Genomic DNA, 22,522 nt, shown 5'->3' with positions numbered 1-22,522 from the left:
CTCACGCGGAGGGAACCCGGCGGGCAGGGACCTCGAAGACGTGTTCCAGGCCGTCCTGCTCGTCCCACTCCTCGCCGACCTCGACGAAGCCGAAGCCCGCGATCGTGGCCAGGGATGCCGCGTTGTCAGGGCTGATCGTCGCCCGCACAGTGGTGGCCTCGGGTTCCGCCGCCGCCCGGCGGAGCAGCTCGATGAGCGTGGCGCGGGCATAGCCCCGGCGGCGGAATTCGGGGGCGACGGAATAGCCGATCTCGACCGTGCCGACCTCGTCGGGCGGTCCGTGGAACCCGGCGTGTCCGACGACGCGAGCCCTGTCGTCGACGACCGCCTGCCGCACCATCCACCGCGCATGACCGGGATCGGCGTCCATCTGGTCGAGCCGGAACCGCCACAGCCACCGCGCTCGGTCCGTCAGGAAATAAGGGGTCAGCGTCACCCCGGCCGTTCTGCCGGCCGCTGACAGATCTCCGTCGAGCAGCAGCGACATCACCTCACCGGAGAGTTCGACGAAACGCACACTCCTCGGGGGCCGTGGGAGCGGACTTTCGCGGTTTTCCTTGTCCGTCATCCGCGGATGTTCGCCGACCGTCCTGCGGAGTGTCCAACGATTTCGACGCACCGTGGGTGGCCGCCCGCGGCGCCCGGACCGGCTGTCCGCGGCACCCCGCGAACCGCGGCAGCTCCGGTTGCCGCTGCTCAGCGGCGGTACGCGGCCGTCGCGCTCTCGACGAAGGGGCGGATCAGCGGGTTGGTGTCGCCCTCGTTCCACACCGCCACCACACGGCTCGGCGCCATGTCGATCAGCGGCACCACGGTCAGCTCCGCGGGGAGTTCGTGCCCGAGGGGGGCCAGGCCGACCGTGCCGTTCCACACCACCGCCTGCAGGCATTCCTGGACGGCGCGCACCACCGGTCCCTCGCGCGGTCGGCCGCCGTTCCAGTACGACTGCCACAGGGGGTCGGTGCCCCGCGGGAACTGGAACCAGCGGCGGTCGTCCAGCTCCGCCGACCGCAGCCGGTCGCGGCGGGCCAGCGGATCGTCGGTGCGCAGCACCACGCCGACCGGATCGCTGCGCAGCGTACGCACCGTCAGAGCCGCCTCGTCGAACGGTGCCCGGGTGAGGGCGACATCGACCAGTCCGGCGCGCAGCCCGCAGGTCGGGTCGGTCAGATCGGTGTCGCGGACGCGGATGTCGATACCGGGGTGGTCCCGGCGGTAGGCGGCGGCCAGCCTGGCGACTCCCGGGTCGGTGCCGTCGCCCAGGATGCCGACGGTGAGGACCGCGGTTCCGGCCGCCGCGCCGACGCGTTCCCGGACCCGGTCGGCGTGGTCGAGGAGGGCCCGCGCCTCGTCGAGCAGCACCGTGCCCACCGGCGTGAGCGTGACGCCCGAGGGCGAGCGGGTGAACAGCAGGGCTCCGGCCTCGGCCTCCAACTGCTTGATCGCCCGGCTCAACGGCGGCTGGCTCATGTGCAGTCGGGTCGCGGCCCGGCCGAAGTGGAGTTCCTCGGCGACCGCCACGAAGTAGCGCAAGGTCCGTAGCTCCACGCGGCAACGATACCCACCGGGTATCGGCGTCGCGGGACAGGTCTTGGACACCGGCGGGGTCCCGGCGGTGGACTCGTGGGCATGACCGAAGAAGCGAAGACCAGCGCCCCGCAGCCCGGCCCCGCGGTATCGGTGGTGGGTCCCGGCGGCGGGGAGACGATCGTTCTGGGCACCACGCGGATGCGCGTTCTGGAGGACGGCAGCCACACCGGGCACCGCCTCGCCGTCGTCGAGTCCGTCCTCGCCCCGCACACCCAGGGACCGCCGCAACACCGCCACGCCCGGCACGACGAGGGCTTCTACGTCCTCTCCGGCACCGTGCGGTTCACCGTCGGGCACGAGGAGTACGACGCCACCACGGGCACGCTGGTGGTGATTCCGCCCGGCACCCCGCACACCTTCGCCAACGCGACCGAGCACCCCGCCGTCCTGCTCAGCACCTTCACCCCGGACCTGTACGTGCAGTACTTCCGGGATCTCCAGCAGGCGGCGGACGACAGCCGACCGCTGACGCCGCAGGCCCATATCGACACGATGAGCCGCTACGCGACCGAGCCCGCCACCGACCTCGGCCGAAGCCGCCCGGCCCGGGACGGCCGCACGGCGCCGACGGAGGTGGGTCTCCCCCGTGCGGCCGTCATCTCTGCGGATCGATCAGGATCTTCCCCGCACGGCCGACCGCCGGGCCGCGGAAGTGGGCGGGGAGTTCGCTGAGTCCGATGCGTGGCCCCACGGGCGTGTGCAGCCGACCGCGGCGCAGCTGCGCGAAGACCGGCGCGAGCAGCCCGGGCAGGTCCTGGCCGGGCCGGTGGACGGTGTCGCGCAGGCGGAAGAACTCCACGCGGGCGCCGCCCCGGTCGGCGAAGCACTCCGCCGGGAGCGGTGTGCCCGACAACAGGCCGTAGTGGACGAAGGTGCCGCCGCCCGCGGTCAGCGCAAACGCGTCGCCCCCGACACCGCCGCCCACACAGTCGAAGGTGACCTCAGCACCCCGCGGCCCGAGGGCCGCCCGCAGCCGCTCGCGCCATCCGGGCTCGTCCGTCGGGATCACGGCCCGCCACGGGGACGGATCGGCCACCGCCCGCCCCGGTGTCCCCCGCACCACACCGACCGGTGCGATCCCGCGCTCGGCCAGGAGTTCCGCGAGATGCCGACCGATCGCCGAGGTCGCCGCGGTGACCACCACATCGCGCACCCCCGGGCGGCAGAACCGGTCGACCATCGTCATGGCCGTCAGCGGGTTGACGTAGGCGAAGCAGGCGACTTCGTCGGGCACGTCGTCCGGCACCGGGACGCACCACGCGTGGCCGAGCTTCTTGTACTGCTGCCAGTTCGCCGCCGATCCGAGCGGAAGCACCCGCCGTCCCACCGCCGCGGCGGGCACCCCCGGTCCGACCGCGTCGATCACCCCGACACCCTCGAACCCGGGAACCATCGGGAACGACGTCCGCGACCCGTACGCGCCCGAGACGGTGACCTCGTCGGAAGGGTTGAGGGTCGTCGCGCGCATACGCACCACGACCTCACCCTCACCGGGCGCGGCGGGTCCGTCCACGTCACGGACCACCAGGACATCGGCCAGCCGACCGGGCGAGTCCACCACAGCAGCCAGCACCGGCGTCCTCCCCCGTTCTCCCGTGTCTCTGTCGGCCCCCCATCCTACGAACGGCCGGAGGTCGCGGCGGACACCGAGGCAGGAGGTGGTGCCGTCGTCGGTGGTGCCGACCGCCTACGTTCCGGCCGGGTCGCCGGATTTCCCGGCGGGGCAGGTGACGGCCCAGGCCGCCTCGATCATCCGGAAGATCTCGTCCAGCGCGGTCTGCGGATCGGTCGCCTCACGGGCCACCGCATAGGCGTCGATCACGAATCTGGCGAGGGCTCGGCAGGCCGTGGTGGTCTGCGGCAGGGCGGGATCGGCGGCGAGGGCCGTGGCCAGCGCCGCGGCGTGGCGCAGCCGCATCGACTCCTCGTACTCCCGCAGCGCGGATGAGGCGTCGATCATGCGCCAGACCGGGGCGGCGCTGTCCGCCGTGCAGTGCCGGACCAGGGCCCGGACCTCGCGGTGCAGTGCGGGGAGGAGCGGCTCGTCCGGCGCGCGGCCGGTGACCGCCTGGGTGAGACGCCGCTCGAAGTCCGCGTCCTGCTCGAACACCAGGGCCTCTTTCGAGGCGAAGTGGGAGAAGACGGTGGTCACCGCCACATCGGCCTCGGCGGCGACGTCGCGGATGCCCACGGCGTCGAAGCCGCGGTCGAGGAAGAGCCGCAGGGCGGTGTCGGCGATCTTCCGGCGGGTCGCGGCCTTCTTGCGTTCACGGCGTCCGGACGGCTCGGTCATGATCCAACGCTAGCAAATAGGAACTCACAACGGTTTTGAAAAGCTAACGGTTAGGGTTACCGTCTGCGGCATGAAGAGAGTGAGCTTCGCCGAGTTCGGCGGTCCCGATGTCCTACGACTCATCGATGCCGAGGAGCCCCACGCGGGCCCCGGCCAGGTACGTATCGCCGTGCGGGCGGCGGGGGTGAATCCCGTCGACTGGCGCATCCGCGAGGGCCAGGTCCTGGGGGCGCATCCGATCTCGCTGCCCTCCGGGGTCGGACTGGACGCCTCCGGGGTGGTGGACGAGGTCGGCGAGGGGGTGACGGGGTTCGAGGTCGGTGACCCCGTGTTCGGCGAGGGCTCCAGCACCTACGCGGAGTTCGCCGTGCTGTCGGCCTGGGCCCGGATACCCGCGGGGCTGACGTTCGAGGAGGCGGCCGGGTACCCCTCCGTGGTGGAGACCGCGCTGCGCGTCCTCCGCGAGGTCGGTGTGCGGCCCGGGCAGACGCTGCTGGTCAGCGGCGCGTCCGGGGGCGTCGGATCGGCGGTCCTGCAGATCGCCCGCGACCGCGGCATCGCGGTGATCGGCACCGCCGGGGCCGCGAACCAGGACTATCTGCGGAGCCTGGGCGCCGTCGCCACGACATACGGCGAGGGCTGGGTGGCGCGGGTGCGGCAGCTCGGTCGCGTGGACGCGGCGCTCGATCTGGCCGGCTCCGGCGTGATCCGCGAGCTGATCGAGCTGACCGGGGATCCGGAGAAGGTGATCTCCATCGCCGATCTCGGCGCACCGGCGCTCGGCGTCCGCTTCTCCGGTGTGGCCGGGAGCGTGCCGGACGCGCTCGCCGAGGCCGTCGATCTCATCTCGCGGGGAAGGCTCCGGATCCCGGTCGAGAAGGCGTATCCGCTGGCCGAGGCCGCGGCGGCGCACGCCGACAGTCAGGCCGGTCATACGCGCGGACGCCGGGTGCTGACCGTCTGAGGGCGCGCCGCACCCCGCCCCGTCCGGCGGGTTCGCGCGCGGTCCCGCCGGTCCGGCCGCGCGTGAACCCGTCGGGCGTCGACCGCGACCGGCGCTCCACCGCTTCACCAAGTGCGTTCAAAGAAAGGGTTGTTGGGCCAACCGACCCCTTGACGGCAGCTTTGGTCTAGTCCATTCATTGTCGGTGAACGGTCATGTTCTTCTCCCGTCCCCCGGAAGGACCGGACACCTGATGAGGAAGCCGATCCGTACAGCCCTGGCCACGGCAGCCGCCGGAGCCCTGTCCGTCGTCGGAATCACCGCCGCCGCCGCGAGCCCCGCGCACCCGCAGACGGTGGGCCCGGCCGCCCAGCTGAACGCGGCGGGCGAGTTCGCCCCGTACGTGGACATGAGCAACTCCGGTGAAGGGCTGCTGGACACCGCCATCACCGACCACGGCGTGAAGACCTACACCGCCGCCTTCACCATCGGCGCCGGTTGCGACAACATCTGGGGCGACACGCTCCCCGTCGGCAACGACCCGTACACCGATCCGGAGATCGCCAAGGCGAAATCCGAGGGCGCCGACGTGATCATCTCCTCCGGCGGGGCGAGCGGGCAGCCGCTGGCCTTCACCTGTACCGACCAGAGCAAGATCGACGCGGGTTACCAGAAGGAGATCACCGCCTACGGCACCACCTCCCTGGACTTCGACATCGAGGGTGCGGCCGTCGCCGACGCCGCGGGTGTGGCCCGGCAGATGACCGCGATCAAGGACCTCAAGGCGAAGAACCCCGGACTGACCGCCTCGGTGACACTGCCGGTGCTGCCCGACGGTCTGACCGCCGACGGCGTCAACGTGCTGAAGGCCGCCAAGACAGCCGGGGTGACGCTCGACAACGTCAACATCATGACGATGGACTACGGCCAGGGCACCGGCACGGACATGGGCGCGGCGGCGATCAGCGCGGGCAAGGCCACCCTGGCGCAGATGCAGTCCGTGGACTCCGGCTACACCTACGCCAACCTCGGGATCACCCCGATGATCGGTGTGAACGACGACGGTTCCGTCTTCAGCCTGGCCGACGCCGCCTCGGTGGTGAGCTGGGCGAAGAGCAACGGCGTCGGCCGGATGTCCTACTGGTCCGTCAGCCGCGACCAGTCGTGCTCGGCCGCGCGGGCAACGGCCAAGGGCGGTACGGGCTCCGTGCCGACCCCGAGGGGTGCCTCGCCGGTGTGCAGCGGTGTCCCGCAGTCGCCGTTCGCCTTCACCGACGCCCTCGGCAAGGGCTGACGGCCGAGCCGTCCGCGGCTGCGCCCGGAGAAGGGCCCGCCCGGCCCGGAAGAACGCCGGGGCCGCGTCGCCGATCGTCCGCGGGGTGGTCGTCGGCGCGGGCCCCGGGCCGTGCACCGCGGCCGTTGCGATGGACGAACTCCCGCCTGTGACAAGGCTCCTGGCTCTAGCATGAGCGACACATTGACCGCGCTGCCGACTCGGGGGATGCGCGTGGAAGAAGACCGGACCGCCATGACGCCCCATCAGGAGCCCGCAGCGGGCAAGCACCTCATCGAGCAGATCGCCTGGGCCACCGAGCGCGGCAGCGTGTACCAGTCGGCGGAGAACATGATCGTCGTCAACGGCGGTGCGCTCCACCGGCACGAGCACTACCACGCGGGAGGCGAGGAGTACGGACGTACCACCTCCCCCTCGGCGGACGGGGAGTGCCCCTACCCGGGGCTCCGCCCCTTCCGCCGGGACGAGTCCGAGTGGTTCTTCGGCCGGGAGGCGCTCGTCAGCAAGGTCATGGACCGGCTGGAGGAGTGCCTGGACGACGGGACCCCGCTCGCCGTCGTCGCACCCTCCGGCGCGGGCAAGTCGTCGCTGCTGCGCGCCGGTCTGCTCCCCGCCCTGACCAACGGGCACCTGCCCGGCAGCCGCAGCTGGCCGCAGCTCCTGCTGACACCCACCGCCGATCCGCCCGCCGCCCTCACCGCCGGGCTCGCCGCGCTCACCGGAGCCGGGGAGAAGCTGGTCCGGGAGGCCGCGGAGACCGGCCCCGGCGCCCTGAACGCGCTGCTGCGCGACCGGCTCGGTCTGCCGCCGGACGGCCGGGTGGTGCTCGTCGTGGACCAGTTGGAGGAGCTCTTCGCCCTCTCCCCCGAGGAGTCCGCCCGCCGCCGCTTCGTGGACCTGCTCGACGGTCTCACCGGCGGCGAGGAGCCCGTGGCCCTGGCGGTCTACGGGCTGCGCGCAGACTTCTACGGGGCCTGCGCCGCCTTCCCGCACCTGCGGGACGCGCTGGCCGGACGTCAGGTCTTCGTCGGCCCCATGACCGACGACGAGGTGCGCAACGCCGTGCTCCGCCCGGCGCAGCGGGCCGGGCTGTCGCTGGCCACGGGGCTGGTGGAGGTCATCCTGCGCGACCTGCGCAGCGACGCCGGACAGGAGCAGGGGACGTACGAGCCCGGGCGGCTGCCGCTGCTCGCGCACGCGCTGCGGGCCACCTGGCGTGAGCGCCGGGGCGACACCTTGACGGTGGACAGTTACCGCGACACCGGAGGGATCGACGGCGCGGTGAAGGCCACCGCCGAGGAGGAGTTCGAGAAGCTGAGCCCGCGTGCGCAGCGGGCGGCGCGGCGGCTGTTCCTCAGCCTCGCCCGGGTCAGCGAGAACGGCGAGGTGACCCGGCGCCGACGCACCCGCCGTGATCTGCTGCTGGCCGCCGCCGACCCGGAGGCCGTACCGGAGGTCGCCGAACGGTTCACCCGGGCACGCCTGCTCACCCAGGGCGTGGAGCGGGAGGAAGGGACCGTCGAGATCACCCACGAGGCGCTGCTGCGGGCCTGGCCCCGGCTGTGGAACTCGTTGACCGGGGCCGGTCGTCCCGACGGAGCGGTCCGCCAGGAGTTGGAGGAGGCGGCTGTCACCTGGGAGCGCGACGGGCGGCGGGACACGGCGGCGCTGTACCGGGGGGCCAGGCTGGCGGTGGCCCGCACCTGGGCCTCGGACGCGGCGCCCGAGGATCTCACGCCGCTGATCGGCGACTTCCTGGACGCCTCCGGGCGGCAACAGCGCCGGACCCAGCTGCTGGGCCGCAGTGCGGTCGTCGCCGTCACCGTGCTGGCGCTGCTCGCCTCGGGGCTGGCGGTGTTCGCGCTCGATCAGAGCCGCAGCGCCCTGGAGCAGCGGGACAACGCGATCTTCGAGCGGATCACCGCCGAGGCGGACCGGCAACGCGAATCCGACACCGCGCTCGCCGCGCAGCTCGACCTCGTCGCGTACCGGATGCGCCCGACGGCCGCGCTGCACACCCGGCTGATGACGGAGGCGGGTTCCGTGCTCTCCACGACGCTGCCGAGGAAGTTCCGCACCGTCCACTCGGTCGCCTTCGGTCCGCACGGCGAGCTGGCCACCGGAACGGCGAATCTGCAGTTCTGGGGCGGCGCGACCAGAGGGCGGCCGACCCCGCTGACCGGGCCGCTCAGCGCCGGGAAGAACGTCGACGTCCAGCCGATCGCCTACAACACGCGGGGCGACCTGCTGGCCCGGGGCGGTTCGGACGGCACGGTGCGGATCCTGGACGTCTCCGACGCCCGGCATCCGGCGGCGCTCTCGGCTCCGGTGCCGGTGGCGCAGGGCGCGGTGTCGAGCCTGAAGTTCAGCCCCGACGGCCGGACGCTGGCGGTCAGCGCCTTCGGGCGCCTCAACCCCGGCCCGAGCACCGTGCAGCTGTGGGACGTCTCCGATCCGCGGCATCTGCGGCATCTGACGGATGTGCTGTCCGTCCGGGAACAGGGGGTCTCCTCGGTCGCGTTCAGCCCGGACGGACGGACGCTGGCCGCCGCCGGGGGCACGGTCGGTTCGACGGGCAGCGCGTCGCTGCTGCGGCTGTGGAACGTCTCGGACCCCGCCCACCCGACCGCGCTGGGCGGCCCGTTGAACGGCCACACGGCCATCGTCAACCAGGTGGTGTTCAGCCCCTCCGGGCGGGTGATGGCCACCGCCGGGTCCGACAACAAGGTCCTGGTCTGGGACGTCTCGGATCCGCACCGGCCGAAGGCGGTGCGGCAGATGAACTTCGACGACCCGGCCAACTCGGTCGCCTTCAGCCCGGACGGCCATGTACTCGCCACCGGCGACCAGAGCGGGAAGATCACTCTCTGGAACGTCGGATCGCCGGGGCTGACCCGGGCCATCGGACCCCCGATGCGCGGCCACACCACGTTCGTCACCGGTCTGGCCTTCGACGCCACCGGTTCCACCCTGGCCAGTGGCGGCGCCGACGGCGCGGTGCGGCTGTGGCGGCTGCCGCCGACGCTGGCCGTCACGGGCGACGGACCGGCCGCCGAGACGCTGGCGCTCTCCGGTGACGGGCGGCTGCTCGCGGTCTCCTCCGGCCGCGAGGTCACCGTCTGGGACGTCTCCGACCCCACGCGCCTGACGCGCCTCGGCGCCCTCCCCCGCGCGGCCACGGCCGTGAACGCGCTGGCCTTCCGGCCCGGTACGGGCGACCGAACCGTCCTGGCCACCGGCGAGTTCGGCGGCAGGGTGCAGCTGTGGGACGTGTCGGCGCCGGCCCGCCCGGTGAGGATCGGCGCGGCGCTGCCCGGGCAGGTCAAGCCGGTCGGCGCAGTGGCCTTCGCCTCCGACGGGCACACGCTCCTCGCCGCCTCGATGAAACTCCAGGGCAGCTACGTCGGCGGCGTACGCGCCTGGAACGTCTCGCCCCCGGAACACCCCGTGCCGCTCGGCGACGGCGAGTTGCCCGTACAGCGGCTGCCGCTCCGCGGTATGGCCGCCGCGCCCAGCGGTGAATACGTCTACACCGGTGACTACTTCGGCAACATCCTCGTCTGGCACACGGGCGGCGGAGCGGCGCCCTCCCCGAGCGGCCAGGTCGCCAGCCGACAGCAGATCTTCGCCCTCGCCGTCAGCGCACGCTCCCCGCTTCTCGCGACGGGCAACAGTGACAGCACCGTACGGCTGTGGGACGTGTCGGGGCACCGGTCCCCCACCACCGTCGGGCAGCCGCTGTCCGCCGGTGGCATGGTGACCAGCGTCGGGTTCTCCCCCTCCGGCCACCTCCTCGCGAGCGGCACCGCCCACGGGCAGATCCGCCTCTGGGACACCTCGGACCCGGCCCACGCCACCGCCTACGGGAAACCCGTCACCGGCCACTCCGGCTGGGTCAACGGGCTGCTGTTCGGCCCCCGCGCCGGGCTGCTGATCACCAGCGGCCAGGACGGCACCGTACGGCTCTGGCAGACCGACCCGGCACGCGCCCGCACCATCCTGTGCGCGTCCACCCCGCGGGCCATGACCCCCGCCCGGTGGAAGAAGTACGTCTCACCGGCCCTCCCCTACGATCCCCCCTGCACCGGCTGACCCGGCCGGTGGGCCGCCCCGGCGGCTGCCGGGGGCATGCCCGCCGGGCGGTCAGGCCGGTTCGACGCCCAGGGGCAGGCGGTCGAAGCCGCGGAGCACGTTGTTGACGAGGCGTTCGGGGGCGCCGTCGGGGCGGACGGCGTCGGGCCGGACGGCCCCGGCCAGCTCGGTGTACATCGCCCCGGCCCGGGCCGGCCCGTCCGCCTGGCGGGGCCCCGCGGGGCCGAAGGCGTGGAAGATCGCCGGTGGGTCCTCGGTGAGCAGGCGGCGGGCGTCGGCGGGCAGGCCCATGAGGTCCAGGACCACATCGGTGCCGAACGCCGTGACCAGCGCGGCGCCGTCGAAGGCGCCGCGCGCGACGTGGGCGTCGGCGAGCCGAGCGGCCCGCGCCTCGATCCGCGGAACCGAGGCGGCCAGGGCCCGGTGGCTCAGCCGCGCGGTGAACGGGGCGCGCAGACGGCGGTGTTCGGCGCCGTCCGTACCCAGCACGGTGCCGGAGAGCATCCGGTCGTTGGCGTCGTCGGTCAGGGCGACCGCGCCGCTGTTGGCGAAGAGCTTCGGAGTGGTCAGCACGGTGCGGACCCTCCGCGTGCCGGGAGACGGCCCAGCGCTCCTCGCGTACGAGGAAGACGGCGGGCCCGGTGTCGCGGAGCTTCCGGTAGAGCGGGTAGGGGTCGGCCAGGGCCTCGTCGGAGAAGAGATCGACGGAGCTGGCGGGGGTCTTCCGCATCACGGTTCCTCCGTCTCGGGCGGGTGGGCGGAACGGCGCCAGGGCGCCGGACACGTACGGCCCGCCCTCCGCCGCTCCTCGGTGCCGCCGTGGACACGGCGTACGGCCGAAGGGCGGTGCGCCCTGGAGCGCCACGCCGACGGACAACGCGACGCATTCGAGCGGGTGTTGCGCGCACACCGTGGACGGGCGAGGGCGGCGGAGCGTGAATGGTAGAGCAGGGGAGCCGCCGCGAGCCGTCCGTGGGCGGGCGGACGGCGTTCCGTTGCGGCTCGGTGCGGTGCCGCGATTCCCGAGCGGGCTGTGTCCGCATCATCGCCGTAAGTGACGCGCCCGGCTCCCGGAGTCGGGACTGCCATCCAGGGCACGAACCCCGGCCCGGGCGAGCCCGGTGCGGCGGGTGGCGCACCTGCTGCCCGGCCGCGGAATCGGGCATATCGTTCGTAGTGGGGTCGGGCGGTGTGCCCCGGGACGGTTCCCTCGGGGCGGGCTCCGTCAGGCGCCTCCGCCGCCTCGTTCGCGCGGCTCGCCGCCCCGCCCCGATCCGCTTCGGCTCCGTGAATCCCCGCGCCGAAAGAAGGCTTCCGATGCATGCAGCGCCCACTTCCGCCGACCTCGCCCAGCTCCGACGGCGGCGGCCCTATCCCGCCGTGTCGGTCCTGCTGCCCACGCACCGTCGCGAGCCGGACAACGCGCAGGATCCCGTCCTGTTGCGGAACATGCTGGCGGAGGCCAAGGAGGGGCTCCAGGACGATCCGGATGTCTCCAGGGAACGCCGGATCGAGGTCATCGAGCAGTTGGGCCGGGCGGCGTCGGAGATCGACCTCACACATGCCGGGGAGGGCTTGGTCCTCTTCGCGGCACCGGGGGAACACCAGGTGTGGTCGCTGGGCCGGACGGTCCCGGCCCGGGTGGTGCTCTCGGACACCTTTCTCACCCGCAACCTCGTCGCCGCCCGGGCCGCGGCGCACCCCTTCTGGGTTCTGGCGCTCTCCGCCGACCGCGTCAGCCTGTGGAGCGGCACGACCGACCGCCTCACCGAGGTACACCGCGGCGGCTTCCCCCTGACCCGCAGCCTGGTGGACCCCGATCCCGAGGACCAGTTGCAGGTGGGCGACGTACCCAGCACCTTCCGCGACGAGCACACCCGCAAGTTCCTGCGCGACGCGGACACCGCCCTCGCCGCCGTCGTCAAAGCCTCCCCCCGGCCCCTGTACGTGGTCGGCGAGACGGCGGCGCTCTCGCTGTTCGAAGAGGCCGGGACGGTCGTACGGGGCGGCAACGGCACCCGGGTCACGGTGACGCAGGTGCCGCACACGGGGCTGGCGGCCGGGCCGCCGGACGCCCTCCGGCAGGCGATCCGCCCGTACGCCGAGAAGCAGGCGGCGGCCGAGGTCGCCGAGGTGCTGGCCGAACTGGACCGGGCGCGTGGCCGCCGGACGTTCGCCGCCGGTGTGGACGAGATCCGGCAGAACGCCGAGGAGGGCCGGGTCGCGCTGCTGGCGGTGGAGGAGAACTACCGGGAGACCGTACGCGACACCGGAGAGCACCTCCTGCCGACCGAACCCGGCACCCCGGACTCCGTGGACGACATCGTGGACACGATCGTGGAACGGTCCCTGGACACCGGCGCGGACGTCCGTTTCGTCCCCGACGGCGTACTCGCCGAAGTGGGCGGGATCGCGGGGACGTTGCGGTACTAGTCCGGTCCCGCCGCCCCGCGCCGGTGCCGCCGCCCACAGGCCAACTCCCCGATCAGTTGGCTTCCCCCGGCCCGAGCGAAGGGCCCGGTGTCCAGCCCGGGCCCCGGAGGGCGTATCCGAGGCGGGCGGACCAGTTCTCGGCGTGGAGGATGTCCCGGGCCATCGCCGCGAGTTCGTGTGTCTGTACGCGCACGATGCGGTAGGTGTGGATGTTCTTGGTGAGGCCGTAGCGCACGCGCTCGCCTTCGGGTTCGAAGGTGCCGAAGAGCCGGTCCCAGAGGATCAGGATCCCGCCGTAGTTCTTGTCGAGGTACTGCTCCTGCGATCCGTGGTGGACCCGGTGGTGGCTCGGGGTGTTGAGGACGTATTCGACCGGTGCCCACAACTTGTCGACGAGTTCGGTGTGGATGAAGAACTGGTAGACGAGGTTGATCGCGAAGCAGGTGGTCAGCGTCTCGGGGCGGATACCGGTCAGCACGACCGGCAGGAGGAACGGCAGCGTCGTGACGACGAGGAACGGCTGCCGCAGCGCGACCGAGAGGTTGTACCGCTCGCTGCTGTGGTGGACCACATGCACCGCCCAGAGCGCCCGTATCTCGTGGTGCGCGCGGTGGAACCAGTAGTACGCGAAGTCGACGGCGACCATCCCGACGGCCCAGGCCACCCATCCGGTGAGGCGCCACGGGACCGCCGAGTGCAGCCACAGCAACACCGCGCCCTGGACGAACGCCCAGGCCATCGCGGCCAGTTGGTTGCCGAGGGCGGTCGCGATGTTGAGGAACGAATCGCGCTTGTCGTAGGAGGGCAGGCGCCGCCGTCGGAGTACGAGCAGTTCGACGAGCATGGCGAGGAGGAAGACGGGGGCGGAGAGCCAGAGCAGGAGCGAGGCGAGGTCCATGAGCGGGAGCATAGGGTTACTGGTCCAACCAGACAATGAGTAATGCACTGTGCTCCGTCTCGGTATGCTGACCGCGTGACTCTTCGACCCGTGGGCGCCATGCCGCTCTCCGGCCAGATCCATCGCCAGCTGATGGACGCCATCCTCGACGGCTCGCTCACCGGCACCCTGCCGTCCGAACGCGAGCTGGCGGAGACGTTCGGCGCCAACCGCCACGCCGTACGGGAAGCGATCAAACGGCTGCAACAGGGCAACCTGGTCGAGGTCAACCAGGGCGGCGCGACGCGGGTGCTGAGCATCCCCGAGCACGCGGGGCTCGATCTGCTGCCCGAACTGATCGCGGGCGGCGGCAGGCCGAACGCCGACGCGGCCGTGGGCGTCCTCGAACTGCGCGCGTGCATCGGCGCCGACGCCGCCCGGCTCTGCGCCGAGCGCTCACCCGCGGTCGGCGACCAGCTGCTGGAGCTGCTGCCGACCGAGTCGATGGCCGACCCCGCGCTCGCGGCGAACAACCTCGCGTACTGGACGGCGCTCGTCGCCGGGACGGAGAGCCTCGCCTACCGTCTCGCCCTCAACACGCTGATGGCGGGGCTCCAGGCGACCGAGGACTCACCGGCCGCGAAGGACTTCCTCACGGTGCTGCGCGAGGAGTCACGGCGCTCCGCCGATCTGGCGGAGATCGCCCGCGCGATCGGCCGCGGCGACGCCGAGGCGGCCCGCGACACCGCCAGCCGCCTGCTCCATACCTCGGTCACCGCCGTACGAGCCGCCGACGCGCCTTCTCCCGGCAGGGGCCGACGCCGCTGAGGGCCACCTCTCCCCCGGCGGAGGGCGCCGCGCCGTGGCTCCGGGGCAGGTGAGGCCAGGCTCCCGGGGGCGAGGGTCCGGCCGGATCCCCGGGATCCGGCCGGGCGGTGCCCCTAGGCGCCGCGCCGCACCCGGGCCGCCTTACGGGCCTCGGCGAGCTTGCGGGCCTCGTTCGCCTTACGGGACGGCTTGCCGCCGCTGCCGCGGGGAGCGCTCTTGCTGGAGCCCAGGCCACGGAAGGGGGCGTTGGTGTTCTTGGGGCGGGCCTCGGCGGGACCGCCGTCGAGCGGGACGCCGGAGGGGGCCTTGGCGCCGGTGATCCGGCTCAGCTCCGCCTCGCCCGAGCGCACCTTGGTGGTCGTCGTCTCGATACCGGCCTCGGCCGTCAGCCGGTGCAGCTCCCGGCGCTGGCCCGACAGCACCAGCGTGACGACGCTGCCGGACTCCCCGGCCCGGGCGGTGCGGCCCGCGCGGTGCAGATAGTCCTTGGGGTCGGTGGGCGGGTCGACGTTCACCACGAGATCGAGGTCGTCGACGTGCAGGCCACGGGCCGCGACCTTGGTCGCCACCAGGGCTGTGACCTGGCCGTTCTTGAACTGTGCGAGGGTCCGGGTGCGCTGCGGCTGGGACTTGCCGCTGTGCAGCGCCGCGGCGTGCACCCCGTGGGCCCGCAGATGCCGGGTGAGCTGGTCGACGCCGTGCTTGGTGTCCAGGAACAGCAGGACGCGGCCGTCGCGGGCGGCGATCTCCGTGGTGACGGCGTAGCGGTCGGGTCCGTGGACGACCAGCACATGGTGGTCCATCGTCGCGACCGCGCCCGCCGACGGGTCGACGGAGTGGACCACCGGGTCGTGCAGGTGGCGGCTGACCAGCTGGTCGACGTCGCGGTCCAGCGTGGCCGAGAACAGCATCCGCTGGCCGTCGTGGTGCACCTGGTCGAGCACCTCGGTGACCTGCGGCAGGAAGCCCATGTCACACATCTGGTCGGCCTCGTCGAGGACGGTGATCCGCACCCGTTCCAGACGGCAGGCCTTGCGTCCGATCAGGTCGTGCAGGCGGCCGGGCGTGGCGACGACGACCTCGGCCCCGTCGCGCAGTGCAGCGGTCTGCCGACCGATCGACATCCCGCCGACGACCGTGGCCGTCCGGAGGCCGAGCGCGTCGGCATACGGTGCGAGCGCCTCGGACACCTGCTGGGCCAGTTCCCGGGTGGGCACCAGGATCAGGGCGAGGGGCTGCTTGGGCTCCGCGCGCCGCCCGGCCGTCCGGACGAGCAGCGGGAGGCCGAAGGCGAGCGTCTTGCCCGATCCCGTGCGCCCGCGTCCCAGGACGTCGCGTCCGGCGAGGGCGCTGGGCAGGGTGGCCGCCTGGATCGGGAACGGCTCGCGCACCCCGCGCTCGGTGAGCGTACGCAGCACCTCGGCCGGAAGATCCATGTCGGCGAAGGCGACCGGGGGCACCGGCCGGGCGTCGTCGCCGTGCGGGGTGCTGGGGCGGTCCGGGTGGTTCATGAAGAGCCTTCCGCAGGGGGAACGTACCGAGGGAAAGGCCCGGCAGGATCGAGGAACGGCCGACGTACGAGGGGAAGCAGGCGGACGGAGTCGCCGACCGTCCCGGCCGTCCAAACGTGGAAGGGTAACACGGAGCGAGTGGCTGTTTGGCCTGGTGGTGCGGGGTGTGCGGGGTGGCGCCCGGCGATGTGGTGCTGGTCACTCGGTATGGGGCGGTGGGGTGGCGCGGGCTTCCGGCACCGGGGCCCGAAGTGCCGCCCGGTGGGCCGTACCGCAGGAAGAGCCGCCTCCGCCGCCCCCCGTAATCCCCGGCGAACCTGCACAGGCCCGCCACCCTCCCCCGCCAACTCCCCTCAGCCCGGTAGCAGTTCGGCCAGCCGGACGATCACGGCGTCGATCTCCTCCGGTGCGAGCGGGACCAGCTCGAACAGCAGCTCTTCCGTGCCGTGCCGCCCGGGCAGGGCCCAGATCGACGGTGATCCCGCTCGCAGCGCCTCCTCCAGGGCGACCGCGCCCATGCCCGCGGCGGCGGGGTCCAGCAGCAGCCGGGCGCGCTCGAAGGGCAGCCCGGTCGGGTCGGGGACGGACGACGCGGTGACGCCCCGGAGGGCACCGGTCCGCTCGACGAAGTCCGCCACCTTGTCCGCCTGCCGCTGCCGCCACCCCGCCATGTCCCGCTCCTGACGCGCCTCCAGCGCGGCGAGGACGCCGATCACCGCCTCCTTGCTCGCCTTCATCCCCCGGCCGATGCCCCGTTCCTGCGCCCGGACCGCGGCCACCAGACCGGTCCGGCCCACCACCAGCCCGGCGGTCGGGGAACCCAGATACTTCTGCCCGCTGACGGCCACCAGGTCCGCCCCCGTGCCGAGCAGTTCCCCGATCCGGAAGTCCTGCGCGGCGCCGTCGACGACGACCGGCACCCCGCGGCGATGGGCAACCGCCACGGCTTCGGCGAGATCGGTGCCGGTCCCGCGGACGAGACGGGAGGACACCAGCAGCAGACAGGCGACGCCGGGGCGGGCGAGGCCCCTCTCCAGATCCTCCCGCGTGAACCCGGCGTCCGTCCCCACGGTGACCGGGACCGCGCCCGCCAGCCGGACGGCCTGGACGAGGGGGTGCCCGTAGTTGACGGCGTGGCCCGCCGGGAGGACGACGGTGCCGGGCATACCGGTCGTGTCCGGCAGCGCCGCGATGCGCTCCGGGGACTCCCCCGTCATCGCCGCCGCGACCGCGAGGGTGATCGCCGACGCCGTGCAGTGCACCACGGTCCCCGCCTCCGCTCCGGAGAACCGGGCGAGAGCCCGATCGGCCGCCCCCTGCAACTCGTCCATCACGAAGAACTCCGACAGCGCTCCGGCCACCGCGGCGGCGACACCGTCCCCGCTCCGCGAGACACCGAGGGGCGTGTAGGGCCCTCGTGCGTTGATGATCCGGCTGAGTCCGTATGCGGTGTGCAGTCCCATGGGTGCCATCCTGCCTCCGCCGCACCACAGCACAGGCGGCGGACGGCATCCTGACCCTGCTTGCCCGGGAAGGTCATCTTCCGTGTGCGGTACGGATGTTCACCCTGCGGAGCGCCGACGAGTCCGGCTTCCGCCACCCGTTCCGAGTTCAGGCCAACCTCCAGGCGGATCGGCACGCGCTGCGCGGGGCGTCCTTCACGACGCGTCGGCGCGGCTCCCTCAGCCTCACCAGGACCGTGTGCAGGACGAGATCACGGCGGCAAGATCTCGGCCTCTGCCGACCCCGTCCGGCGAGCGCTGCCGGGCTGGCCGACTTCGGCCCCTTCGAAGCGAAGGCCGGAACTCCGGTGCGGTAAGGGCGCGTTTCTCCGACCGTGGACGACTCCAGCGGGTACAGCGTGCCATTTGGCTTCATCCCCGTACTGCTCTTCGGTGCGGCCTTCCTGGCGATCGGCATACGGAGCATACGCAAGGTCAGAACGTTGCGGCGGACCGGAGCCATGGCGTACGGCCAGGTGGTCCGCCATGGCCGCAGTTCGAGCGACAACGGGCAGACGCTCTACTCCCCCATCGTCGCCTGGCAGACTCCCGACGGCAGTCGGCACGAGTACTGCCCCACGATGTACAAGAGCGGAAAGGGACGCTTCAAGGTGGGCGCCCCCGCGGTGATCTACTACGACCCGACCGACCCCGACCGCGCCTCGCTCAAGGGCTACGACGGGGCGCCCCTCTACTGGTTCTTCGTGGTGATCGGCCTCGCCGCCACCGGCCTCGGGCTGTACCTCCTCGTCACGGTGCCTCTCGGCGGCTCGATCTAGGTTGCCGGACGGGGTCGCGGGACGCACCTCATCCGGCGCGTACGGCGGCCAGTCGCTTCCGGACGGTTTCCGTCAGCGGGTGCTCCTTCCCAAGTGCGCGCCGAAAGTCGGCCAGAACCCGCTCGTACGAGGACGCCGCCCGGTCCCAGTCCCCCGCCGCCGCGTACGCGCCCGCCAGGTTGCTCCGGGCCGCCGCAGCGGCACCGGCGGTCGGCGAGGTGCTGGCGGCGTGCCGGGAGTTGGCGCGGCGCGCCCCCGTATTCCTCACCCCGTCCCCACCTCGGCGACGGTTCCCAGCTCAACGCGCCGGGCGCCGCTCGTCCGGCGGTACCGCGCTGATAGCGTCTGCGCCGTTGCAGGCGTGACGTCGGGCACGCGCCGTACGGGGAGGACGAACGCACCATGATGGGCCACTCGCATGCGATGAGCGGGGCGCTGCTCTTCGCAGGCACCTCACCTTTTCTGCCGCCGCTGCTGATGCATGCTCATCTGGCGCCGGAGGAGATCTTGATGGGCACGGTGCTCTGCGCCGGTGCCGCGCTGCTGCCGGACCTGGACCACCACGACGGCACCATCGCCAACTTCCTCGGTCCGGTGTCCAAGACGCTGTGTCGCTTCGTGGCGTGGATCTCCGGTGGCCACCGGCACGCCACCCACTCGCTGCTCTTCGTGGCGCTGATGACCGTCGGGACCTGGGCCGGGGTGGAGTACCTGGGCCGTCCGTTCACCCTCGGGATGACGTTCTTCCTGCTGGCCCTCGCGGTCCGGGCGCTCAATCTCTGTCCGCCCGGCCACGGGTTCTCCGCCTGGGGCACGATCGTGGCGATGGCGGGCATCGGTACGGCCACGATCGCGAAGTTCATCCCCTCGGCGCCGGGTTGGCTGCCGTACGCCGTCGGTCTGGGGTGTCTGGCCCATCTGCTCGGCGACTCCATCACCAAACAGGGCGCGCCGTGGCTCTGGCCGCTGAAGAACCGCTACGAGATCGTTCTCATCCAGCACAGCGGCAACAAGCTGGAGACGGAGATACTGACCCCGATCATGGGGATCGCCACCGTCGTCCTGCTGTGGTTCACGGCGCTGTCGCCGCACCCCTTCAGCTAGGGGCGTGTGCCCGGTCGCGGTCATCCGATCGGGACCACGGAAGGAGTTGGCTCCTTCCGGACGCCGGAGATGGGCGTCCGAACGGGAAGTCCCCCGTTCGGACGCCCTTTTTCCGTGCCTTCCGCGGGCCGCCGACCGGCCCGGAGGGACGGGAGCGGACCGTCGATCGGCTACCGTGGAGGTATGTCTACGCCCCGAGTTTCCTAGCTGCGGACCCGCTTGCACGCCACAAGTGTGTCCTCTTCACCTCTCGGAGCGTTTCCTCGTGATGACTCTTCACGTCGGGCCGCGCAGGGCCGTGTGCCTGCCGCAGCCCCGTTCTTCCTGTTGTCCGCCCGCTGCCGCAACCTCGCGCGGGCGACCGGTCTCCAGTAGCTGACCAGCGGTTTCTTCCGGCCGAGCCCGTTTCCGGGTCCGTCGGCCGATGGGCGGGGGCCTGTGGGCCGTCCCGCCACCGCGGCACGCGCGCGTACCCGCGGGCGTGCCGCCGTCCCTCGATCTCTGCGACTTCCCGAAGGGCACCACGTTGTCCGTCACCACCTCTGCCCCGCCCCGAACAGCTCCCGCCGGGCGGCGGCGCACCGTCACTCTGCTCATCGTGCTGCTGGCCGCGTTCATGGACCTGCTGGACGCCACGATCGCCAACATCGCACTGCCGACCATCCGCACCGAACTCCACGCCTCCGCGGCCCAGATCGAATGGGTGCTCGCCGGATACACCCTGGCCTTCGCCCTGGGGGTCGTCACCGGCGCCCGACTGGGCGACCTCTACGGCTACAAGCGCGTCTTCCTCATCGGTATGGCCGGGTTCACGGCCGCCTCCGCGCTGTGCGGCGCGGCCCCCACGCCCGGGCTGCTGGTCGCCGCCCGGGTGTTGCAGGGGCTGTTCGGGGCGGCGATGATCCCGCAGGTCCTCTCCCAGATCCAGCTGCTGTACGCACCCCACGAGCGCGGTCGGGCGATGGCCGCGTTCTCCTCGCTCTCCAGCCTCGCCGCGGCCCTCGGTCCCGTCCTGGGCGCGCTGTTGCTGGAGTCGGCGTGGACCGGTCTCGGCTGGCGGGCGGTCTTCCTGATCAATGTGCCGGTCGGCGCCGTGGCGGTGTTCGCCGCCTGGCGTGTTCTGCCGGAGGGGCGCGCCACCACGCGGCCCCGCCTCGATCTGCCCGGTGTGGTGCTCTCCGGGATCGGGCTGCTGCTTCTGCTGTACCCGCTGACGCTCGCCAGCGACCGCGGTACGTGGCCCGTGTGGAGTTGGGCCGCGTTCGTCCTCGGCGTGCTCGTCCTGGCCCTCTTCCACCGCGCTCAGCGGTTGCGGTCGGCCGCGGACCGGTCGCCGCTGGTGGAGGTCGCGCTGCTGCGGATCCCCTCGGTCGGCGGCGGGCTGCTGGTGGAGTTCCTGATCTTCCTGCCGATGATGGGGTTCTTCTTCACCCTGCTCCAACTCCTCCAGGCCGCGCTGGGGTTCACGCCGTTGACCGTCGGTGTGCTGATGCTGGCCTGGCCGGTCGCCAACGCCGGGTTCGCCACCTTCGGCGCGACCGTGCTCATGCCGCGCATCGGGCGCGGGACCGTGCAGATCGGCATCGCCGTGATGGCCGCGGGGCTGGCGATCCTCGGGATCACCGCGCACGGGGCCACGCCTGACACCCCGTGGGCGGCGTTCGTGCCCGGTGTGTTCGTCGCCGGTTCCGGTGCGGGGCTGGCCGTGGCGCCGCTGGCCCAGCTCACCCTCCAGGACGTCCCCGAGCGGCATGTGGGCAGCGGGTCCGGGCTGTTCAACACGGTCATCCAGGTCGCCGCCTCCCTCGGCGTCGCCCTCTTCGGCACGCTGTACTTCCACCCGCAGCCCGACCGGGCCCACCAGCTCGCCCGGGACGCGGGACCGGCGTTCGCCACCACCATGTGGGTCAGCGTCGCGCTGCTCGCCGTCACCTTCGCCCTGAGCTATCTGCTCCCGTCCCGGGGCCGGTCGGCGGAGAGCTGACCCGGATCCGGACACCGGGAGGCGGCGGCTGCGGCCGTCGCCTCCCGCGTTTTTGCGACAGGGGTACGGGGACCGGAATCGGTACGCCCCTTCCGTACGGTGACGGCCGAACGGACGCCCGGGCAGGGTAATTCGCGTGCCGCGCGGGGGCTTTCCGGCCCGTATCCGAAAGTGCGGTGGAGCGGCGAGAAGGGCCGAATCGAATGGTCCTTGTTCTGCGGGCGCCGGTATTCTCGTGCGGAAACCACCGGAGACCGTCTGGGGGCATTTTCGATGATCACCCATGTCCGGAGTGTGGCGCTCGGCGTACCCGACCTCGGCGCCGCCCGGGAATTCTTCGAGAAACACTGGCAGTTGGATCCGGTCGGCACCGACGCGGACCGGATATTCCTGGGAGCCGGGTGCCAGGACGCTCACACCTTGCGGCTGCGGGCCACCGCGGAGCCGCGGATGGATCTGCTCTGTCTGGCCGCGACCGATGAACGCGCGGTGGACGAGATCGCCGACCGGGTGGCCGCGCATCCGCAGGGCCAACTCCTCACCACGCCCGCGACCTGCGATGACGTGGGCGGCGGCTACCGCTTCCGGTTCCTGGACTGCGAGGGCCGGACGGTCGAGGTGAGCGCCGGGACGGCGGCGCGGGCGTTCCGGCCCGTCGAGGCGGGTGAGAGCAGACCGACCGGCATCAGCCATGTCGTGCTCAACACCGCCGATCTGCCGGCCGCTCTGGCGTTCTACCGCGACATTTTCGGTCTCCGGGTGACGGACTGGGTGGAGGACATCATGGTATTCCTCCGCTCCGGCACCGCCCACCATATGCTCGCCTTCACCCGCGCCCCGCATGTGTCGCTGAACCATGTGGCCTTCGAATTGCGCGGCATCGACGAATTCATGCGGGCGACCGGCGAGCTGACGAAAAAGGGCTACACACCGCTGTGGGGTCCCGGGCGGCACGGGGTCGGGGCGAACACCTTCACCTATTTCCAGGAGCCGAGTTCCCGGTTCGTCGCCGAATACACCACGGGAATGCTGCGGATCGACCCGGACCACGAGTGGACGCCCCGGGTGTATCCGGCCAACGCCCAGACCAGCGACACCTGGGGGGTGGCGTCCCCCCGGGACGACGTGGTGTCGGCGAGCCTGCGGGGCTGCCCGGACACCGGGCTGTGGCAGCCGCCGCCGGTGTGACCGGGCGGGGCGCGGCAGGGCGGCGTACACCACGAGCGGAGGGAGACGGTGAGATGGCTGCGGGTGGCGGCGGACGGGCGGAGCGGGGCGGTGCGGGGGTGGGC

General features: G+C 72.5%; 18 protein-coding genes and 2 pseudogenes. 11 read left to right on the top strand and 9 right to left on the bottom strand.

What is annotated here, in order from left to right:
* Position 1: 1 nt before the first annotated feature.
* The gene (locus IF23_RS0122310) at positions 2-568 is read right to left on the bottom strand and encodes a GNAT family N-acetyltransferase (protein ID WP_030286395.1); all 567 of its coding nucleotides are present in this window, start codon (positions 566-568) and stop codon (positions 2-4) included.
* Positions 569-696: 128 nt separating this feature from the next.
* A complete protein-coding gene (locus IF23_RS0122305) occupies positions 697-1,548 on the bottom strand; it encodes a LysR family transcriptional regulator (RefSeq protein ID WP_245655060.1) in 852 nt (283 codons plus the stop codon).
* An 81-nt stretch (positions 1,549-1,629) separates the two neighbouring features.
* On the opposite strand from IF23_RS0122305, the pseudogene IF23_RS0122300 reads away from it, so the two are divergent.
* Positions 1,630-2,118, top strand: a pseudogene (locus IF23_RS0122300) (cupin domain-containing protein); the annotation flags it as partial.
* A 67-nt stretch (positions 2,119-2,185) separates the two neighbouring features.
* Here IF23_RS0122300 and IF23_RS0122295 read toward each other — a convergent pair.
* Positions 2,186-3,163: a zinc-dependent alcohol dehydrogenase family protein gene (locus IF23_RS0122295; RefSeq protein ID WP_030286389.1), complete on the bottom strand. Its 978-nt coding sequence runs from the start codon at positions 3,161-3,163 to the stop codon at positions 2,186-2,188.
* A 114-nt stretch (positions 3,164-3,277) separates the two neighbouring features.
* Entirely contained in the window at positions 3,278-3,883 is a 606-nt protein-coding gene (locus IF23_RS0122290) for a TetR/AcrR family transcriptional regulator (protein ID WP_030286386.1), read from the bottom strand.
* Between the two features lie 70 nt (positions 3,884-3,953).
* On the opposite strand from IF23_RS0122290, the gene IF23_RS0122285 reads away from it, so the two are divergent.
* From IF23_RS0122285 to IF23_RS35650, 4 genes and pseudogenes are all read left to right on the top strand, one after another.
* Complete coding sequence (locus tag IF23_RS0122285; protein WP_030286384.1) at positions 3,954-4,847, top strand: NADP-dependent oxidoreductase; 894 nt, start codon at positions 3,954-3,956, stop codon at positions 4,845-4,847.
* Between the two features lie 232 nt (positions 4,848-5,079).
* Positions 5,080-6,120: a chitinase gene (locus IF23_RS0122280; protein ID WP_037679261.1), complete on the top strand. Its 1,041-nt coding sequence runs from the start codon at positions 5,080-5,082 to the stop codon at positions 6,118-6,120.
* Positions 6,121-6,291: 171 nt separating this feature from the next.
* Positions 6,292-7,767, top strand: a pseudogene (locus IF23_RS35655) (ATP-binding protein); the annotation flags it as partial.
* A 345-nt stretch (positions 7,768-8,112) separates the two neighbouring features.
* Positions 8,113-10,212 carry a WD40 repeat domain-containing protein gene (locus IF23_RS35650; RefSeq protein WP_425423872.1) on the top strand — a complete coding sequence of 700 codons (2,100 nt, stop codon included), beginning with the start codon at positions 8,113-8,115 and terminating at the stop codon, positions 10,210-10,212.
* A gap of 51 nt (positions 10,213-10,263) precedes the next feature.
* Here IF23_RS35650 and IF23_RS31530 read toward each other — a convergent pair whose 3' ends face one another.
* The gene (locus IF23_RS31530) at positions 10,264-10,785 is read right to left on the bottom strand and encodes a cytochrome P450 family protein (RefSeq protein ID WP_051739807.1); all 522 of its coding nucleotides are present in this window, start codon (positions 10,783-10,785) and stop codon (positions 10,264-10,266) included.
* 744 nt (positions 10,786-11,529) lie between these two features.
* Between IF23_RS31530 and IF23_RS0122265 the strand changes: the two genes are divergently transcribed.
* Positions 11,530-12,645: a baeRF3 domain-containing protein gene (locus IF23_RS0122265; protein ID WP_030286377.1), complete on the top strand. Its 1,116-nt coding sequence runs from the start codon at positions 11,530-11,532 to the stop codon at positions 12,643-12,645.
* Between the two features lie 52 nt (positions 12,646-12,697).
* On the opposite strand, the gene IF23_RS0122260 is transcribed toward IF23_RS0122265, so the two are convergent.
* On the bottom strand, positions 12,698-13,543 hold the full coding sequence (locus tag IF23_RS0122260) for a sterol desaturase family protein (RefSeq protein ID WP_051739818.1): 846 nt from the start codon (positions 13,541-13,543) through the stop codon (positions 12,698-12,700).
* Positions 13,544-13,618: 75 nt separating this feature from the next.
* Here IF23_RS0122260 and IF23_RS31525 point away from each other — a divergent pair, with 75 nt between their 5' ends.
* A complete protein-coding gene (locus tag IF23_RS31525) occupies positions 13,619-14,350 on the top strand; it encodes a FadR/GntR family transcriptional regulator (RefSeq protein WP_169750024.1) in 732 nt (243 codons plus the stop codon).
* Positions 14,351-14,463: 113 nt separating this feature from the next.
* On the opposite strand, the gene IF23_RS0122250 is transcribed toward IF23_RS31525, so the two are convergent.
* Both IF23_RS0122250 and IF23_RS0122245 read right to left on the bottom strand, forming a co-directional pair.
* Positions 14,464-15,861 carry a DEAD/DEAH box helicase gene (locus IF23_RS0122250; protein ID WP_030286372.1) on the bottom strand — a complete coding sequence of 466 codons (1,398 nt, stop codon included), beginning with the start codon at positions 15,859-15,861 and terminating at the stop codon, positions 14,464-14,466.
* A gap of 353 nt (positions 15,862-16,214) precedes the next feature.
* Positions 16,215-17,324 carry an aminotransferase class V-fold PLP-dependent enzyme gene (locus IF23_RS0122245; RefSeq protein ID WP_037679255.1) on the bottom strand — a complete coding sequence of 370 codons (1,110 nt, stop codon included), beginning with the start codon at positions 17,322-17,324 and terminating at the stop codon, positions 16,215-16,217.
* Positions 17,325-17,698: 374 nt separating this feature from the next.
* Between IF23_RS0122245 and IF23_RS0122235 the strand changes: the two genes are divergently transcribed.
* Positions 17,699-18,142, top strand: coding sequence for a DUF3592 domain-containing protein (locus IF23_RS0122235; RefSeq protein ID WP_030286366.1), 444 nt, complete (start codon positions 17,699-17,701; stop codon positions 18,140-18,142).
* A gap of 28 nt (positions 18,143-18,170) precedes the next feature.
* On the opposite strand, the gene IF23_RS32940 is transcribed toward IF23_RS0122235, so the two are convergent.
* Positions 18,171-18,410, bottom strand: coding sequence for a tetratricopeptide repeat protein (locus IF23_RS32940; protein WP_078654170.1), 240 nt, complete (start codon positions 18,408-18,410; stop codon positions 18,171-18,173).
* 134 nt (positions 18,411-18,544) lie between these two features.
* Here IF23_RS32940 and IF23_RS0122230 point away from each other — a divergent pair, with 134 nt between their 5' ends.
* The 3 genes from IF23_RS0122230 (at position 18,545) to IF23_RS0122220 (ending at position 22,418) form a co-directional block, all read left to right on the top strand.
* Positions 18,545-19,246, top strand: a complete 702-nt coding sequence (locus IF23_RS0122230) for a metal-dependent hydrolase (protein WP_030286364.1) — start codon at positions 18,545-18,547, stop codon at positions 19,244-19,246.
* Between the two features lie 526 nt (positions 19,247-19,772).
* Positions 19,773-21,230 (top strand): DHA2 family efflux MFS transporter permease subunit, encoded by a 1,458-nt coding sequence (locus IF23_RS0122225; RefSeq protein ID WP_030286362.1) that lies wholly within the window; start codon positions 19,773-19,775, stop codon positions 21,228-21,230.
* A 273-nt stretch (positions 21,231-21,503) separates the two neighbouring features.
* Positions 21,504-22,418: a VOC family protein gene (locus tag IF23_RS0122220; RefSeq protein ID WP_030286361.1), complete on the top strand. Its 915-nt coding sequence runs from the start codon at positions 21,504-21,506 to the stop codon at positions 22,416-22,418.
* The last annotated feature ends 104 nt before the right edge of the window (positions 22,419-22,522 follow it).

The sequence above is a fragment of the Streptomyces catenulae genome, assembly GCF_000718015.1.
GTDB lineage: Bacteria > Actinomycetota > Actinomycetes > Streptomycetales > Streptomycetaceae > Streptomyces > Streptomyces catenulae.
Note: the sequence above shows the minus strand (reverse complement) of the source record. Positions and strands in the feature narration are given on the sequence as shown.

Bases quoted from the DNA above. Each gene is read 5' to 3' on its own strand.
- IF23_RS0122310 (WP_030286395.1), bottom strand. From the start codon at position 568: ATGACGGACAAGGAAAACCGCGAAAGTCCGCTCCCACGGCCCCCGAGG.
- IF23_RS0122285 (WP_030286384.1), top strand. From the start codon at position 3,954: ATGAAGAGAGTGAGCTTCGCCGAGTTCGGCGGTCCCGATGTCCTACGA.
- IF23_RS0122265 (WP_030286377.1), top strand. From the start codon at position 11,530: ATGCATGCAGCGCCCACTTCCGCCGACCTCGCCCAGCTCCGACGGCGG.
- IF23_RS0122250 (WP_030286372.1), bottom strand. From the start codon at position 15,861: ATGAACCACCCGGACCGCCCCAGCACCCCGCACGGCGACGACGCCCGG.
- IF23_RS0122260 (WP_051739818.1), bottom strand. From the start codon at position 13,543: ATGGACCTCGCCTCGCTCCTGCTCTGGCTCTCCGCCCCCGTCTTCCTC.
- IF23_RS0122280 (WP_037679261.1), top strand. From the start codon at position 5,080: ATGAGGAAGCCGATCCGTACAGCCCTGGCCACGGCAGCCGCCGGAGCC.
- IF23_RS0122245 (WP_037679255.1), bottom strand. From the start codon at position 17,324: ATGGGACTGCACACCGCATACGGACTCAGCCGGATCATCAACGCACGA.
- IF23_RS35650 (WP_425423872.1), top strand. From the start codon at position 8,113: ATGCGCCCGACGGCCGCGCTGCACACCCGGCTGATGACGGAGGCGGGT.
- IF23_RS0122230 (WP_030286364.1), top strand. From the start codon at position 18,545: ATGATGGGCCACTCGCATGCGATGAGCGGGGCGCTGCTCTTCGCAGGC.
- IF23_RS0122290 (WP_030286386.1), bottom strand. From the start codon at position 3,883: ATGACCGAGCCGTCCGGACGCCGTGAACGCAAGAAGGCCGCGACCCGC.
- IF23_RS0122220 (WP_030286361.1), top strand. From the start codon at position 21,504: ATGATCACCCATGTCCGGAGTGTGGCGCTCGGCGTACCCGACCTCGGC.